Consider the following 16229-nt stretch of genomic DNA (forward strand, 5'->3'; position numbering starts at 1 on the left):
CGACAACCGGGCCTCGGGCGTCCGCCGGGCTTCACTCACGAAGTGGTGTTCCGACGCTGCCCCGGGAGTGGAACGTGGACCCCACCGGTTCTTCGCACCGACACGACGGGCCGTCATCCGCCCCTGCCCGCCTGGGAGCCGTTCCCGGGGTGGTGCCGGTGACGTACGCCTGTCAACGGCAACACCCCGGCCGGTGAGCGCGTACCCGGAGGTTCGCGCCCGGAGGTTCGCGCCCGGGGGTTCGTCCCTCAGCGGTCCAGGAGCGCGAGTTCGGAGATCGCGCCGCGCACCCGCTCCCCGAAACCGATCTGCCCCACCTCGTGGTGCGCGGCCGGGAAGGAACGCACCAAGGGCTTCTCCTCCCACTCGAACACGGAGCGGGCGGCGCGGCGGACGTAGACCATGGCGCCGACCACGTTCTGATGGAAGACGATCTCCAGTTCCCCGAACCGGCCCGGATTCGCGGGGTTGTTGACGAAGAAGATCTGATACAGGCCCTGGTGCGCCTCCACATCGGGGATGTATGAGTCGATCAACTGCGATCCGCCGACCCGGTAGCCCTCCTCGGCGAACGTTTCCAGAACCGCCTCGTAGAGCGGCGGCGCCACGATGTGCAGGAAGTCCAGGTCCCTGACCGGGGATTCGGTCTCCCAGCTCAGCCGGGTGGTCAGGGACACATCGACGCCGAGGGCCTGGCCGCCGAGCTCGGTGACCGGACACTCCCAGGGCAGCCGCCCGTTGAACGGAACCCTCTGTTCCGTGCCGGGCTCCACATCGAACGAGTAGCGGCCGACATCCAGGCCGACCACGTTCTCCTCCCTGAGCGTGCCGTCGTAGTAGTGGCTCTTGGCCTCGACGTCGAGGTTGAGGTGATCGACCTTGAAGCCCTGGGCACCGCCCTTGAGGACGACTTCGCCCTCAAGGATGTGACCGGGCAGCGGAGCGACCGTGGTGATGTGCGTGTCGATCTCCGGTGATTCCTGGTCGGTTCCGTTGTTGCCCAGCCCGAACAGTCTGCGAAAGCCCATGTCCTGTTCCCTCCCCTATGACTACGGCGCAGCATAACCACTGGTCAGCAGCGGACCCCGAGCGCGCCGCCCGTTACGGGGCGGCGTCGGACCACAGCTCGGTGCCGTGGGCGGCGACGAGGGCGGCGATACGGGCGAGCACCTCGCCGACCGGCCGCGGATCGACCCGGCGGCCGTCGCGCAGCCGCAGGGCGGCGTGGCCGTCCACGGCCTCCCTCGCACCGATGACGGCCTGGTAGGGAACCAGGCGGGCCTCCCGGATCCGGGCACCCAGGCTGCCGCGGTCCGGCGCCACGACCTCGGCACGCAGCCCCAGGTCGGCGCATCGCCGCACGAGTGCCTCGGCGTTCGGCAGTTCGGCGTCGGAGACCGGGAGGGCCACCAGCTGGGTGGGGGCGAGCCAGGCGGGGAAGGCGCCGCCGTGCCGTTCGACGACATGGGCGACGGCCCGCTCCACACTGCCGATGATGCTGCGGTGGACCATGACCGGGCGGTGCCCGGAACCGTCCGCGCCGATGTAGCGCAGGTCGAACCGTTCGGGCTGGTGGAAGTCGACCTGGACGGTGGACAGGGTGGACTCCCGGCCGGCTCCGTCGGCGACCTGGACGTCGATCTTGGGCCCGTAGAACGCGGCCTCCCCCTCGGCCGCCTCGTAGGGCAGACCGGAGCGGTCGAGGACGTCGACCAGCAGCTCGGTGGAGCGCCGCCACTGCTCGGGCGCGGCGACGTACTTGCCCCCGGGGCCCGGCAGGGAGAGCCGGTGGCGGACCGGGACGATGCCGAGTGCCCTGTACGCCCGGCGGATCATCTCCAGCGCGGCCCGTACCTCCTCGGCGACCTGGTCCAGGGTGCAGAAGATGTGCGCGTCGTTGAGCTGGATGGCCCGGACCCGGGTCAGCCCGCCGAGCACGCCGGACAGTTCGGAGCGGTACATGCCGCCGAGCTCGGCCATGCGCAGGGGCAGTTCGCGGTAGCTGTGGGAGCGGGAGCGATAGATCACCGCGTGATGGGGGCACAGGCTCGGCCGCAGCACGACCTGCTCGCCGCCGAGGTCCATCGGGGGGAACATGTCGTCGCTGTAGTGCGCCCAGTGCCCGGAGATCTCGTACAGTTCCCGTTTGCCGAGCACCGGCGAGCAGACGTGCCGGTATCCGGCCCGCCGTTCGGCGGCGCGGATGTACTCCTCCAGGGTGTGCCGGACGGTCGCACCGTCGGGCAGCCAGTACGGCAGGCCCGCGCCGATCAGCGGGTCGGTGTCGAACAGGCCCAGTTCACGGCCGATTCTGCGGTGGTCATGCATGACGGTCTCCTCGCGGACATCGGGCGGGTGACCGCAGGACGAAGCCCCGGGGCACTCGCCCCGGGGCTTCGGACTGATACATGGGTCAGCGCGCCGGGACACTCTCCGGCGTCGTCGTCATGGCGGCGCGCTTCATGCCGGGGACGTTAGCAGGGGCGGCCGGCGTCCGCCCGGCCTTTTCCGCCGCACGGATTCACGAAGGCCCGCCCCGCCGTCGTGAATCCGTCACCCCGCCCCGCCACCGTGAATCCGTCACTCCGGTCAGCCACTGTGAATCCGTCACTCCGGTCAGCCACCGTGAACCCGTCAGCCCGCCCGCCGCCGTGAACTCACCTGCGCGGCTCACCTGTTGAGGAACTCCGCACACCGGTAGGGGCCCAGCGCGGCGCCCTCGGACGGCCGCAGGGTCACCTCCACGTCATCGGTCCCGACCTTCGGTTCGAGCACGGACTGGGCGCGCGCCAGCGTGCACACCACCTGTCCCGTGCCCTGGTCGCGTTCCGAGCCCCTGTAGGGGCCGTCGATGCTGACCGTGACACGGGTGCCCGAGCCGACCGCCGAGTAGCCGCCGAGGTGGACGAGGGAGATGAGTCCCTCGGGCGGCTCCTGCCCGAGCAGCTTCAGCACCCCGCCGAGGTCTTCGACCTCCTTGTCGATCAGGGGCACTGCGCGCAGCCCGTCGGCGGACGCGTAGTACAGCCGCATGCCGCGCGTCAGCCCGGACGCGGGTTCGCCCGCGTCCACCACCCCGGTCGGCTGGACCCCGCACCCCACCAGGACGATCCCCAGCACGGCAGCCGTTCCCACCGGTCGAACCCTCACTCCGCGTCCTCTTCCGTACGTCGCAGGGGCAGCCGCAGCGTGAACACCGCACCGCGCCACGGCCCGTCGGCACCCGTGTCGGTCACACCGGTCGTACCAGCCGCATCGGCCGCATCAGCTGTGTCAGCCACGTCGGTCACATCAGCCGCATCGGTCATGTCGGTCACCTCGATCGTGCCGCCGTGCAGCCGGGCGTTCTCCAGCGCGATCGCCGTACCGAGGCCGCTGCCCTGTCCGCTGTCGTCGGCCGCACCGCGCGTGCGGGCCGCGTCCGCCTTGTAGAACCGGTCGAAGACCCGCTCCCGCGCATCGGGCGGCAGCCCGGGGCCGTGATCGGCGACGGACAGGACCACCCACTCCCCGTCCGCCGCCCGGGACGTCCCGAGGGTCACGGTGACCGGCGGGGCGCCGTGCCGCAGCGCGTTGCCCACCAGGTTCGCCACGATCACGTCGATCCGGCGCCGGTCGACCACCGCCCGCACGCCCTCGCGAAGGTCCGTCCGCACCCGGTCCGTCCAGCCGCGCAACGCCAGCGACGCCCGTACGGTGTCGGCGAGGTCGGTCTCGGCCGCGTTCAGCCGGACCGCCCCGGCGTCGAAGCGGGAGATCTCCATCAGGTCCTCGACCAGCCGGGACAGCCGGGCCGTCTCCGCGCCGACGGTACGGGCCGCCCGTGCCGCGTCCGGCGGCAACTGGTCGGCGTCCTCCTCCAGGACGGTCGCCACCATCGTCATCGCCGCGAGGGGCGTGCGCAGCTCGTGCGACACGTCCGCCACGAAACGGCGCGCCTTCGCCTCCTGTTCGCGCAGCTCCGCGTCGGACGTCTGGAGGGCGTCGGCGGTGTCGTTGAACGTCCGTGCCAGGTCGGCGAGTTCGTCGCGCCCGGTGACGGCGACCCGGCTGCCGAGGTCCCCGGCCGCCAGCTCGCGGGTGGCCCGGCCCAGCTTCCGTACCGGACGCAGGACCGTCCCCGCCGCCAGCAGCGCCAGGACGGCGGCCAGCAGGACCACCGGCACGATGCCGGCCCGTACGGAGTCGAGCAGGGCGGCCGTGTCCTCGCTCTCGGCCCGCAGATCGGTGATCGCGTAGACCTCCAGACCGGAGGCCCGGCGGTCCCCGTCGGCGAACATGACGGGCGTACCGACGATCAGGTAGGGCTCGCCCCGCCACCGCACCCGCTGGAACCCCGCGCCGTCACCGGTCATGACGGCGGCGCGCAGTTCGACGGTGATCCGGGACCGCGTGTCGGCGAACGAGTCGGAGGTGGCGGACAGGTCCTGGTAGCGGGCGACCACGATCTTCCCGCCGACGCGCTCCGACACCTTCGCCGCGAACCGGGACAGCGACTGCTGGTCGGGCGGCAGGTCGAAGTCGACGGCCACCGCGCCGACCTGTTTCCGGAAGTCGTCCACGGCCGCGTTCTGGGTGCGCTGGAGGACGGCGGTGCGGGCGTCCCGGTAGGCGAGGGCGGTCGCGGTCGCCGCGCTGACGAGGGCGACGACGACGAAGGTGACGACGAGCCGCACACGCAGGCCGCCAGTGAACCGCCGACGGCGCCGCTGCGGAGTACGGCCCCCGCTCCTGCTCTTGCCCCCACTCCCACCACCCCCGCCGCCCGTACGGCTCACAGCGGTCCGAAGCGGTAGCCGAAGCCCCGCACCGTCTGCACGTACCGGGGCTTGGCCGGTACGTCCTCCAGCTTGGCCCGCAGTCGCCCCACCGCCGCGTCCACCAGCCGCGAATCGCCCAGGAAGGTGTGGTCCCACACCGATTCGAGGAGCTGCTCGCGGCTGAGGACCCGGCCGGGGGAGGCCGACAGCTCCAGCAGCAGCCGCAGTTCGGTGGGCGGCAGCGGGACGGGGACGCCGTTCTTGGTGACGGTCAGCCCGGCGCGGTCGATCACCAGTCCGGCGAGATCGGCGTCCGGACCCCGGCGCGCCGACGGCTCCGCCCGGCGCAGCGCGGCCCGGATGCGGGCCTCCAGCACGGGTGCGGTGACCGGCTTGACCACGTAGTCGTCGGCGCCCGCCTCCAGACCCGTCACGATGTCGTGGTCGTCGCCGCGCGCGGTCAGCATGATGATCGGCAGGGCGGCGGTCCGGGCCCGGATGCGGCGGCACACCTCGAAGCCGTCCATGCCGGGCAGCATCAGGTCCAGCACGGCCAGCTCGACCCTCCCGCCGGCCGGGCCGTCCAGCAGGGCGAGGGCCAGTTCCCCGGTGGCGGCGGTGTCCACGCCGTACCCGTGCCGACGCAGCACGAGCTCCATCCCGTCCCGTACGGACGCGTCGTCCTCGATGAGCAGTACATGCGGCATGGGGCCGATTATGGGCGCGCCGCAACCGTTTCCCCCACCCCGGACGGGGACGGAGGCGCAGGTCGGAGGCATTGTTACGTTCCCATCATGTGGCCATGGACGGGCCATCATCCGCGACGGCGAGCGTGGGACGCATGAACCTCCCCGACACGAACTCCCGTGCTGCCGACACGAACTCCCGCGCCACCGCCCGGCTGCGCCTGGCCACCCTCGTGGCACTGCCCCTCCTCGCACTCTCCGCCGCCTGCGGTGGCGGCTCCGGCGGCGAATCCGGTGGGGCGGACAAGAAGGACACCGCGATCGCCGACGTACCGGACGCGCCGGCGACGGGCACCGCGAAGGACGACGGCGGACCGAGCGCCCCGCCCGCCGGCAAGAGCGCCTTCTACGACGCCCAGCTGAAGTACGTCCAGTGCATGCGCGCCAAGGGCGGCTACAAGGACTTCCCCGACCCCAGGCTCAGCGGGTACCTCGACTGGGACAAGGTCAACGAGATCGGTGCCCAGCCCGGCCGCAACGAGGGCATCAAGGGCGGCAGGAACGGCGTCTGCGTGCCCGAGTTGCAGGCCGCCATGACGGCCGAGCCCGAACGCGACCAGCAGAAGTCCTACGAGTCGATGCTCGCGCACGCCAAGTGCATGCGCGACAACGGCGTCTCCCGGTTCACCAACCCGACCATGAGCGGCGGCAACGCCCAGCCGGGCGGCGACCCGAACCCGGCGTCCCCGTCCATCGACTCGAACTCACCGGCCTACAAAAAGGCCCGCGAGGCGTGCGCGTCGAAGCTGCTCGACGGTCTGGACGGCATGCAGTGAGGCGCGGCACCGCTCTGCGCGCACTCGGCGCGGCGACCGCCGCCGTCGCCGTCACCGGGGGAGTCCTGCTCCTCGGCGACGGCGGCGGCGCGGGCACCCCGGGACGGGGCGACGATCTGCCGCCCGCCACCACGACCATCGTGCGCACCGACCTCGTGCAGTCCAAGACGGTCGACGGCAGGCTCGACTTCGCGCAGCGCCGCCCGGTCAAGTCCGCCGTCGAGGGCACCGTCACGGTGGCCGCCACCGAGGGGCGGACGCTGGCCGCGGGGCAGGCGCTGTACGAGCTGAACGACAAACCCGTCACCCTCCTCCACGGGCCGGTCCCGATGTTCCGCGAGATGAAGACCGGCGACCGGGGCAGCGACGTGCTCCAGCTGGAGCGCAACCTGCGGGACCTGGGCTACGGGGCGGGACTGTACGTCGACGTCTGGTACGGCAAGGACACCGAGGCCGCCGTCAAACGGTGGCAGAAGTCCCTCAACCGCGACACCACCGGCCGGGTGGGCAGGGGCGACGTCGTCTTCCAGTCGGGACCGGTCAAGGTGGTCTCCGCCGACGCGGCGCTCGCCGACCAGGTGGGCCCCGACGGGCCGGTCCTGACGGTCGCCTCCACCAAACCCGTCGTACGGGCGCAGCTGGACCAGACCGACGGCCCGCTCACCTCGTCCGGCACCAGGGTCGAGGTCACCCTGCCGAGCGGGCGGACCGTGGCCGGCAAGGTCGCGGGGACGGTACGCCCGGAGGAGTCCGGGTCCGCCGGCGCGGGCGCCGAGGAGGGCATCACCGTCGAGGTCGTCCTGGAGGGCGGGGCGAAGGCCGCGTCCGGCGAGGACACCGAGGCACCGGCGAGCGTGAAGTTCGTCAGCGAGGCGCGCGAGGGCGTCCTCGCGGTACCCGTCGAGGCGGTCGTCGCGCTGCGCGGCGAGAACGGCGGCTACGGCCTCCAGATCGTCCGGGGCACCACGTCGAGGATGGTGCGGATCGAGACGGGCATGACCGCCGACGGGCAGATCGAGGTCAGCGGCCCGGACCTGCGCGAGGGCCTGAAGGTCGGGGTGGCGGCGTCATGACGGTGCCCCCGGTGGTCGAACTGCGGGCCGCCACCAAGTCGTACCCCGGCGGCGTCCACGCCCTGCGCGGGGTGGACCTCACCGTCGAGGCGGGCGAACTGCTCGCCGTCGTCGGCCCGTCCGGCTCCGGCAAGTCCACGATGCTCAACATCATGGGCACCCTCGACAGGCCCACCACGGGCACCGTCAGGATCGCCGGGTACGACGTGTCCGGGCTCTCCGACTCCCGGCTCTCCGCGCTGCGCGCCCGTCACATCGGCTTCGTGTTCCAGCACTTCCACCTGGCGGCGGGCCGCGACGCGGTGGACAACGTCGCCGACGGGCTGCTGTACGGGGGCGTGCCGCCGGGGGAACGGCGTGCGCGGGCGCGGGAGGCACTGGCCAGAGTGCGGCTGGACCACCGGGGCTCGCACACGCCGGGCGAACTGTCCGGCGGCGAGAAACAACGCGTGGCCATCGCCCGCGCCCTGGTGGGCAACCCCCGGCTGCTGCTGGCGGACGAACCCACCGGGGCGCTGGACACCGCGTCCGGCGAGATCGTCATGGAGCTGCTGCACGAGCTGAACGCGTCCGGCACCACCGTCTGCGTGATCACCCACGACAACGAGATCGCGGACGCGCTGCCGCGCCGGGTCCGCTTCAGGGACGGCGAGATCGTCTCGGACACCCGCTCCGGGGCGAGCCCGGCCCCAGGTACCGATACGGGCTCGGGCACGGGTTCCGACACGGGCACGGGCCCCGGCACGGCTTCCTGTACGGGCTCCGGCGGTGGCCGAGGCACGGGGCCGGGCACGTCCCCCGCCTCCCGCACGGCGGAGGACGGCACATGAGGAACGATCTCAGGCCCTCCCGTCTCTCGCCCCGCGACGTGCTCCGCGTCGGCGCGGTCGGTCTCCGCGCCCGCCGGGCGCGCGTGGTGCTCTCGGCGCTCGGCATCGCCATCGGCATCGCGACCATGGTCGCGGTCGTCGGCCTGTCCGAGTCGAGCCGCGCGGACCTGATGGCCCGGCTCGACCGCCTCGGCACCAACCTCCTCACCGCCGAGGCGGGCAAGGACGCCATGGGGAAGGAGGTCCGGCTTCCCGAGAACGCGGTCGCGATGGTCGAGCGCATCGGCCCGGTGCAGCACGCCACGGCCACCGCCGACATCGACGTCCGCATCCGCCGCAGCGACGTGGTCCCCGAGGAACGCACCGCGGGCGTCACCGCCCAGGCGGTCCGCCGCGACCTGCTGTCCGCGCTCGGCGGCGAGGTGCACAGGGGCATCTGGCTGGACCCGGCCGGCGAACGCCTCCCGACGACGGTCCTCGGCGCGGTGGCGGCGGACCGTCTGGGCATCACCCGCGTCGGCGAGACGATCATGATGAACGACATCCGGGTGGCCGTCGTCGGCATCCTCGAACCGCTCGAACTGGTCCCCAACCTGGACCGGGTGGCCATGGTCGGATTCCCCGCCGCCGAACGCCACTTCGGCTTCGACGGCCACCCCACCACCGTCTTCGAGCGCTCCACGGACGCCTCGGTGGAGGACGTACGGGCGATCCTGGCCCGCACGATCAGCCCCGGCGACGAGACGGGCATCAAGGTCTCCCGCCCCTCGGACGCACTGGCCGCCAAGGCCGCCACCGACGAGGGCCTGACGAATCTGATGCTCGGCCTGGGCGCGGTGGCCCTCCTGGTCGGCGGGGTGGGCGTCGCCAACACCATGGTCATTTCCGTCCTGGAGCGCCGCCGGGAGATCGGCCTGCGCCGCGCGCTGGGCGCGACCAGGGGCGCGATCCGGCTCCAGTTCCTGACCGAGTCGCTGCTGCTATCGGCGCTGGGCGGGGTGACGGGCGCGCTGCTGGGCGCGGCGGCGACGTACGGCTTCGCGCGGTTCCAGGGGTGGACGGCGGTGGTCCCGCCGCAATCCCTGGCGGGAGGCCTGGGCGCCACCCTCCTGATCGGTGCGGTCGCGGGACTCTACCCGGCGATCCGTGCCTCCCGCCTCCATCCGACGGTGGCCCTGAACGCGACCTGAGCCGGCCGGGGGAGCGGCGGCCGGGCGACGGGGCACAGGCCCCCGTCGCCCGGCCGCCATCAGGGCCTTCCGTGTCCGTCCCCTACCAGGGCTCCCCGGTGGAAGGATCGAGTCCCGCATCCTGACGCCGTTTCTGCTCACGCCAGTTGACGAACGAATGCTCCTTCGGCAGGACGACGCTGATCGTCTCCTCCTGGAACTCCTCGTCGGTGAGCAGCCGGTGCAGGAACTCCGCCATCCCGAAGGGGTGAATCTGGAAAGGGGGAGCGGTGTGCCGCCCGCACACGAGCACGGGCCACCGGTCGGGATCGTCGCCCGTGGTCAGCCAGCAGTAGATGTCCGCGCCGCTGGTGACGCCCCAGGCCAGGATGGAGTCCGGGTCCACGTCGAGGGCCGCTCTCCCGCCGCACATCTCCCAGGTGCCGCGGGCGTTCGCGGTCTCCTGCCGCAGACCGGACCCGTCCGAATACGCGTCGGGCCGGGGAACCGGCAGCAGTATGCCGACGTCCCGGCTGAGCCGGCCCGCCCCGTACGTCTTCATGAAGGCGACGTAGTCGGCCGGGAACCGGGTGCCCCAGATCCCCTCGACCTCGCTCCAGTCGATCCGCTCGTCGACGCCGGGCGTCGTCGGGACGACCTGTTCGAGCGCCGTCGTTCCGGGTGTCGTGCTCACTGCCGCTCCCTCTCCTCCCGTACGTCCCCGTGGTGCCACGCCCTGAAAGGGGCCCGGTCTCACGCGACGTCGTACCAGTCCTTGCCGGCCGCCCAGTGCCCGACCCATCCGGCGAAGCCGGGCTCCGACGTGGTGTGGCCGAACTCGGTGCCGAAGGGCACGGCGCCCTCGCCACTGATGTTCCAGATGTGCCCGCGGTGGGGGCCGGTGACGACGAGGTGCCAGTACATGCCGCATCCGTCGGTGCCCAGCACGATCGAGCCGTGGTGGAAGACCTGCTCCAGGAGCGCCTCGATCTCCTCCTCGGACCGCGGGTCGTCCTCCCCGTCCCACCCCCACGCGCCGGTCAGCGGGAAGGGCTTGGCCAGTACCCGCTCGGGGCGGTTGGCCCCCCAGTCGGAGGGCATCTCGGTCAGGGCGACGAGCCCGTAGTACGGCGGCCCCGAGAAGGACCCGTCGCAGATCTCCGCGACGAACGTCCGGTACGGCTCGGGCAGCACGATCCCGTGCGCCGCCTCGAAGGCGCACACCGCGTCCCATCCCAGGGGCGGGGCGCACGAGTCGGTGTCGAAGGCGGCACGGAGCGCCTCCAGGTCGGCGGGGACGGCGTGATCCACATTCATGGGCATGGGGCCCATGGGTATCACCCCCCACTGACATCGCCCGCCGCTGCCCCGGTCCGTCGGCCCCGGCACCGGGCTGCCGGGAACGGGCTAGCGGCCGGTGCGCGGGCGGGGGGTGAGGACGAGCGAGGACAGGCAGGTGACGGCGGCGAACGCGGCCAGGGACCAGAGGGGGAGCAGGGTGCCGATCCCGTCGTCGATGAGGTCGATCCCGTGCCCGACGGTGATGAACCAGCCGACGGCGCCCACGAGGACCATCGGGTACACGCGGCGCTCCCGCAACAGCCTCATGCCGATCCACAACACCAGCGGCATGGCCAGCACGGTGTTGAACACCGCCGCGGTGAACGCCTGGTCCCCCGTGCTCATGGGGGTTTCACCCATGTTCGCCGAAGCCTGGCTCCACAGGGACAGCGACAGGCCGTCGGACAGGAGCAGGTGGGATATGGCCGTGGCGATTACTGTCACGACGAGTGCTTTGCCCACACGCCGAACCCGGGGGGATGAATCCATGATCACACAGTAGGCCCCGGCCCCGCGTCCCCGGCGGGCGGCCCGGTCGACGCACGCATGCCCGCCGGATGCGTACCTGCCGGACCGGTCAGCCGAGGACGAACGGGAGCCGCGCGGCCAGTTCGCCCAGTTCGGCCCTCTCCGCTTCGGCCGGGGCGCGCCGCCCGGTGCCGATCAGCAGCGCGTCCTGGTCGGAGAACGACGGGGGGAACGTCGTACCGGCGATCCTCTCCAGCATCTCGCGGGTCCGGGCGAGCCCCTCGGCGGGCGGCTCCGCGGCGTCCGGGAGATGCGCGATCAGGTCGAGGTGGTGCAGCGTCCACTCCAGGACGTACGCGGAGAGGTAGTCGCCCGTGGTGAGGACCTCGTCACGGGTGCCGACCCGGCCCGCGGGGTCCGCGAGTCCGGCGGCGCGCCCGGCGGCCGAACCGACGTCGTCGAGGTGGAACTTGAGCAGCCACGGCTCCTGGTACGCGGCGGCCAGGCGGACGGTCAGCGCGTCGAGCGGGTCGTCGCCGGTCGGCGGTTCCCCGCCGACCTCCCAATAGGTCACCGCGTCCCGGGTCGGTTCCGTCCCGGCGGGGGTGGCGAGGGTGATCAGGACGTCCTGGGCATCGATGACCAGGTGGCACACCAGGTCCCGCACGAGCCAGCCGGTACAGCCGGACGGCCGTGCGAAGTCCTCGTCCGAGAGCTCGGCGACCGCTGCGAGCAACGCCGTCCAGGAGCGCGAGAAGAGATCCACACCGGCAAACTAGCAGCGCCCGGCCCTCCGCACGGGGCGTCCCGCCCATCGGGAACGGCGGGGCGTCGGGGCCCGGTCGCGGGCGAGGGCGCCGAACGGGTGCTTCGGAGCACCCGTGACGGTTCACGATTTGCCGAAGCGGCAACGTGGTTCGCGGCGGTACCCGTATTCGGCGCATGATCGTGTTCCGGGCCGCAGCCCGCGGCCCACGTCGTGTCACCCGTACCGACCGAGCCCGTACCTGCCGGCCCCGTACCCGCCGGCTCCGTACCGACCGACACCACGGAGGAATCATGCCGCAGTCCACCCGGTCCACAGACCTCACGCATCGACTGGTCGCCTCGCCCGCCGGCCGGATCCACCTGGTGGAACAGGGCACCGGGCCACTGGTGTTGCTGGTGCACGGGTTCCCGGAGTCCTGGTACTCCTGGCGCCACCAGCTCCCGGTGCTGGCCGCGGCCGGATACCGCGCGGTCGCCGTGGACGTCCGGGGCTACGGGCGTTCCTCCGGGCCCGGGGAGGTCGCCGCGTACCGGATGCTCGAACTGGTCGAGGACGCCGTCGCCGTGGTGCACGCGCTCGGGGAGCGGAGCGCGGTGATCGTCGGGCACGACTGGGGTTCGGCCGTCGCCGCGCACTCCGCCCTCCTCCGGCCGGACGTCTTCCGTGCGGTCGGGCTGCTGAGCGTCCCCTACGCGCCGCCCGGCGGACCGCGGCCCAGCGAGGTCTTCGCGGGGATGGGCGGGGACGACGAGTTCTACGTCTCCCGCTTCCAGGAGCCCGGCCGGGCGGAGGCCGAGATCGAACCGGACGTCCACGGCTGGCTCGCGGGCTTCTACGCCGCTTTCTCCGCCGACACGATGCCCGCAGCCGACGCCCCGGACCCGCACTTCGCGGGCCGCGGCGGGGCGTTGCGCGACCGGTTCCCCGCCGACGGGTTGCCCGCCTGGCTCAGCGAGGACGATCTCGACTTCTACGCCGGGGAGTTCGAACGGACCGGCATGAGCGGGGCGCTCAACCGGTACCGGAACATGGACCGGGACTGGGAGGACCTCGCCGACTTCCGGGGCAGGCCCGTCACCCAGCCGTCCCTGTTCATCGGCGGGGGGTCGGACGCCTCCACCACCTGGCTGGCCGACGCGATCCGGGCGTACCCCACCACCCTGCCCGGCCTGGTCTCCTCGCACGTCCTCGACGGCTGCGGCCACTGGATCCAGCAGGAGCGCCACGAGGAGGTCAACCGGATCCTGACCGACTGGCTGGCCGCCCTGCCCGCCTGAGACACGCACCGCACCGCACCGGCCCTCGCGGCGGTCGGGGGGTGGGGCCGGGCCGGGGGATCGTCGTCACTTCGTGAGGACGAGGCTGACGTTGTGTCCGCCGAACCCGAACGAGTTGGCCAGTGCGGCCGACCACCGGCCGGTACGCCGCTCACCGCGCACCACGTCCAGTTCCACGCGCGGATCGAGCTCGTCGAGGTTGCGCGTGGCCGGTACCGTGCCGTCCCTGAGCGCGAGCAGGGCGGCCATGGCTCCCAACGTTCCGGACGCGCCCATCATGTGACCGGTCATCGACTTCGTCGCCGTCACCGCCGCGTGGTCGCCGATCACCCGGCCGATCGCCTCGGCCTCCGCCAGGTCGCCGGACTCCGTCGAGGTCGCGTGGGCGTGCACGACCCCGATGTCCGCCGGGGCCAGGCCGGCGTCGCGCAGCGCCAGTTCCATGGCGACGGCCTGGCCGTCCGCGTCGGAGGCCGTGATGTGGTTCGCGCTCGAACCCACGGAGCTGCCGGCCAGTGCACCGTGGGCGCGTGCGCCACGGGCCCGGGCGAACCCGGCCCGTTCGAGCACCATCATCCCCGCGCCCTCGCCCATGACGAACCCGGACCGTTCGACGTCGAACGGGCGGGACACGGCCTCCGGGTCCGTGCACCGCGTCGACAGGGCCTTCATCTGGGCGAACGCCGCGAGGGTGAAGGGGTGCAGGCACGCCTCCACCCCACCTGCGACGACCACGTCCGCCCGCCCGCCGCGGATCAGGTCCTGCCCCACCGCGAGGGCCTCCGCCCCGGAGGCGCAGGCGCTCACCACGGTCCGGGCTCCGCCCTTCGCGCCCAGGTCCATGCTCACCCAGGCGGCCGGTCCGTTCGGCATGAGCATGGGGACCGCGAACGGTGACAGCCGACGGGCCCCGGCGCGTTCGAAGACGTCGTCCTGTTCCAGCGTGGTGATGACGCCACCGGTCCCCGTACCGATGACGACGGCGAGCCGCTCGGGCTCGACCTGCGGGGCACCGGCGTCCTCCCATGCCTCCCGCGCGCTGAGGACGGCGATCTGCTCGCAGCGGTCCAGTTTCCTGGCCCGGGTCCTCGGCAACAGGGAGGCGGGGTCCACCGTGAGCCCGGCCGCGACGTGCACGGGCAGGTCGGCGGCCCACTCCTCGTCCAGGAAACGCACCCCCGACTTGCCGTCCAGCAGCCCCGACCACGACGACGGCGCATCGGCCCCCAGCGGCGTCATCGCCCCGACACCCGTCACCAGCACCCGGTCAATATCAGTCATGCGAGCCCCTTGGATTGTATGAAAGCTACATATCTCTTGACTTGCTCTCCTGGGGATCATTCCAGTTTTCAAAGGAGGAATCGGGATAGGAGTCGACCGATTTAAAGGCGAGAGATTATGGAGTTCCGACAATTACGGGTGAGCTATTTGTTAGGACATAAGGACGTACGGAGCTAGCATGGGCTGAGACATACTTGCATCCGTCGGTAGTAGTCCCAGGAGGGGTGACGTGGAGCCGTTCACGAAGTTGATCACCATCGACCGGGGCAGTCCCGTACCGCTGTACTTCCAGGTCGCGCAGCAGTTGCAGGAGCTCATCGAGACCGGGGTGCTGCCTCCCGGTACGCGCCTGAGCAACGAGATCGCCATGGCGGACGGGCTCGGCCTCTCCCGCCCGACCATGCGTCAGGCCATGCAGCACCTCGTCGACAAGGGGCTCCTGGCCCGCAGGCGCGGGGTCGGTACGCAGGTGGTCACCGACCGCATCCGCCGCCGGGTCGAGCTCACCAGCCTCCACGAGGACCTCGAACGGGACGGGCGCCGGCCGCGCACCGAGGTTCTCTCCCTGGCGACCGTCCCGGCCGACCGCGACGTCGCCGCCGCGCTGCGGGTGGACGAGGGGGCCGACGTGGTGGCCGTCGAGCGCCTGCGGTTCGCCGACGACGAACCCATCGCCCTGCTCCGCAACCACCTGCCGGCCGGTCTGCTGGAACTGACCGGTGAGGCGCTCACCCGCAACGGCCTGTACCAGCTGATCCGCCGGTCCGGTACGGATCTGAGGAGCGCCACGCAGAGCATCGGTGCGCGCCGCGCCACCGCCGCCGAGGCCCGGCTCCTCGACGAGACGCGCGGTGCGACCCTGCTGACCATGACCCGCACCGCGTACGACAGTTCGGGCAACCCGGTCGAGCGCGGCTCCCATCTGTACCGCGCCTCGCGGTACTCGTTCGAGATGACGGTCGCCGCCCACTGACCGGCACCGGCCGCATGCCTCTCGCCCACGGGGTGGGTCGTACGTCCGTGCGAAGCGGGGGCGCCCCGCGCGGGGTGGGACATTCGGTACGGGGTGGGACAACCGCATGGGGTGGGACAACCGCACCGGGGACGCTCGTCCCCTTCCCGCCGCCCCGCCACCTGGGACCGCGTCCCAGCAGGTCGGGGCGGGGGCCGTCCCATGAGGACGTCATCTCCGCGGCGACTGTGGCGGCCCCCGCCCTCCCTCCCGCAGTCTCGATGTCGAGCCGGCCGGTGCGGTCGACTCACTCAGGACCCGAAGGGGGAGAGCACATGAACATGACCAGGAAGCTCGCAGCCGTGGCCGGGGGCATCGCGCTGACCGGCGGTCTGCTGGTCGGGGCCACGGGGTCCGCCGGTGCGTCACCGGTCACTCCGCAGGCGGCGGCGGACTGCCCGTCCGGCTACTTCTGCGTCTGGTCCGGGCAGAACTACACCGGTCACCGGCAGCAGGTCGCGGGCAAGAACCCGGACCTGACCAAGTACTCGGTCTTCCTGAGCTTCAAGTCGTGGTACAACCACGGCGCTTCCTGCAACTTCAAGTGGTACTCGGGGAAGAACTACAGCGGTTCCAGCGGGATCATCCCGAAGGGGTACAAGAAGTCCGACAGCGTGTCCCACTACATGAAGTCCAACACCTGGGCCTGCTGACCGGCGACCGGTGACCGGCGAACAGTGACCAGTGAGCGGTGACCGGTCGGACACAGGAGGGCGGCACCCCGTCG

At 72.1% G+C, this 16229-nt stretch carries 17 protein-coding genes; 7 read left to right on the plus strand and 10 right to left on the minus strand.

Annotated features, from left to right (window positions below; translation table 11 throughout):
* Positions 1-248: 248 nt before the first annotated feature.
* The 5 genes from ABZZ04_RS19340 to ABZZ04_RS19360 form a co-directional block, all read right to left on the minus strand.
* Entirely contained in the window at positions 249-1028 is a 780-nt protein-coding gene (locus ABZZ04_RS19340) for a sporulation protein (protein WP_356933406.1), read from the minus strand.
* A gap of 73 nt (positions 1029-1101) precedes the next feature.
* The gene (gene thrS / locus ABZZ04_RS19345) at positions 1102-2430 is read right to left on the minus strand and encodes a threonine--tRNA ligase (RefSeq protein ID WP_356933407.1); all 1329 of its coding nucleotides are present in this window, start codon (positions 2428-2430) and stop codon (positions 1102-1104) included.
* 240 nt (positions 2431-2670) lie between these two features.
* Positions 2671-3135, minus strand: coding sequence for a hypothetical protein (locus ABZZ04_RS19350; RefSeq protein WP_356933408.1), 465 nt, complete (start codon positions 3133-3135; stop codon positions 2671-2673).
* A gap of 11 nt (positions 3136-3146) precedes the next feature.
* Positions 3147-4682 (minus strand): HAMP domain-containing sensor histidine kinase, encoded by a 1536-nt coding sequence (locus ABZZ04_RS19355; protein WP_356933458.1) that lies wholly within the window; start codon positions 4680-4682, stop codon positions 3147-3149.
* A gap of 92 nt (positions 4683-4774) precedes the next feature.
* The gene (locus tag ABZZ04_RS19360; RefSeq protein ID WP_356933409.1) at positions 4775-5467 is read right to left on the minus strand and encodes a response regulator transcription factor; all 693 of its coding nucleotides are present in this window, start codon (positions 5465-5467) and stop codon (positions 4775-4777) included.
* 134 nt (positions 5468-5601) lie between these two features.
* Here ABZZ04_RS19360 and ABZZ04_RS19365 point away from each other — a divergent pair, with 134 nt between their 5' ends.
* The 4 genes from ABZZ04_RS19365 to ABZZ04_RS19380 are packed head-to-tail and all read left to right on the plus strand — an operon-like array spanning position 5602 to position 9375.
* On the plus strand, positions 5602-6282 hold the full coding sequence (locus tag ABZZ04_RS19365) for a hypothetical protein (RefSeq protein ID WP_356933410.1): 681 nt from the start codon (positions 5602-5604) through the stop codon (positions 6280-6282).
* Positions 6279-7355 carry a peptidoglycan-binding domain-containing protein gene (locus ABZZ04_RS19370; protein ID WP_356933411.1) on the plus strand — a complete coding sequence of 359 codons (1077 nt, stop codon included), beginning with the start codon at positions 6279-6281 and terminating at the stop codon, positions 7353-7355. The genes ABZZ04_RS19365 and ABZZ04_RS19370 overlap by 4 nt, the downstream gene beginning before the upstream one ends.
* Positions 7352-8185 (plus strand): ABC transporter ATP-binding protein, encoded by an 834-nt coding sequence (locus ABZZ04_RS19375; protein WP_356933412.1) that lies wholly within the window; start codon positions 7352-7354, stop codon positions 8183-8185. The genes ABZZ04_RS19370 and ABZZ04_RS19375 overlap by 4 nt, the downstream gene beginning before the upstream one ends.
* Positions 8182-9375 (plus strand): ABC transporter permease, encoded by a 1194-nt coding sequence (locus tag ABZZ04_RS19380; RefSeq protein ID WP_356933413.1) that lies wholly within the window; start codon positions 8182-8184, stop codon positions 9373-9375. Before ABZZ04_RS19375 ends, ABZZ04_RS19380 begins: the two co-directional genes overlap by 4 nt.
* Before the next feature lie 82 nt (positions 9376-9457).
* Here ABZZ04_RS19380 and ABZZ04_RS19385 read toward each other — a convergent pair whose 3' ends face one another.
* From ABZZ04_RS19385 to ABZZ04_RS19400, 4 genes are all read right to left on the minus strand, one after another.
* Positions 9458-10048, minus strand: coding sequence for an SMI1/KNR4 family protein (locus ABZZ04_RS19385; RefSeq protein WP_356933414.1), 591 nt, complete (start codon positions 10046-10048; stop codon positions 9458-9460).
* A 59-nt stretch (positions 10049-10107) separates the two neighbouring features.
* Positions 10108-10671, minus strand: a complete 564-nt coding sequence (locus ABZZ04_RS19390) for an SMI1/KNR4 family protein (RefSeq protein ID WP_356933459.1) — start codon at positions 10669-10671, stop codon at positions 10108-10110.
* A 90-nt stretch (positions 10672-10761) separates the two neighbouring features.
* Positions 10762-11139 carry a hypothetical protein gene (locus tag ABZZ04_RS19395; RefSeq protein ID WP_356933415.1) on the minus strand — a complete coding sequence of 126 codons (378 nt, stop codon included), beginning with the start codon at positions 11137-11139 and terminating at the stop codon, positions 10762-10764.
* Between the two features lie 133 nt (positions 11140-11272).
* Entirely contained in the window at positions 11273-11929 is a 657-nt protein-coding gene (locus ABZZ04_RS19400; RefSeq protein ID WP_356933416.1) for a maleylpyruvate isomerase N-terminal domain-containing protein, read from the minus strand.
* A gap of 293 nt (positions 11930-12222) precedes the next feature.
* Here ABZZ04_RS19400 and ABZZ04_RS19405 point away from each other — a divergent pair, with 293 nt between their 5' ends.
* Entirely contained in the window at positions 12223-13209 is a 987-nt protein-coding gene (locus ABZZ04_RS19405) for an alpha/beta hydrolase (RefSeq protein WP_356933417.1), read from the plus strand.
* 66 nt (positions 13210-13275) lie between these two features.
* Here ABZZ04_RS19405 and ABZZ04_RS19410 read toward each other — a convergent pair whose 3' ends face one another.
* Positions 13276-14490 carry a beta-ketoacyl-[acyl-carrier-protein] synthase family protein gene (locus tag ABZZ04_RS19410; protein ID WP_356933418.1) on the minus strand — a complete coding sequence of 405 codons (1215 nt, stop codon included), beginning with the start codon at positions 14488-14490 and terminating at the stop codon, positions 13276-13278.
* Positions 14491-14719: 229 nt separating this feature from the next.
* Between ABZZ04_RS19410 and ABZZ04_RS19415 the strand changes: the two genes are divergently transcribed.
* The gene (locus tag ABZZ04_RS19415; RefSeq protein WP_356933419.1) at positions 14720-15463 is read left to right on the plus strand and encodes a GntR family transcriptional regulator; all 744 of its coding nucleotides are present in this window, start codon (positions 14720-14722) and stop codon (positions 15461-15463) included.
* 314 nt (positions 15464-15777) lie between these two features.
* Positions 15778-16155 (plus strand): peptidase inhibitor family I36 protein, encoded by a 378-nt coding sequence (locus tag ABZZ04_RS19420; RefSeq protein WP_356933420.1) that lies wholly within the window; start codon positions 15778-15780, stop codon positions 16153-16155.
* Positions 16156-16229: the final 74 nt, after the last annotated feature.

The organism is Streptomyces sp. NPDC006435, from assembly GCF_040612315.1.
Taxonomy (GTDB): domain Bacteria; phylum Actinomycetota; class Actinomycetes; order Streptomycetales; family Streptomycetaceae; genus Streptomyces.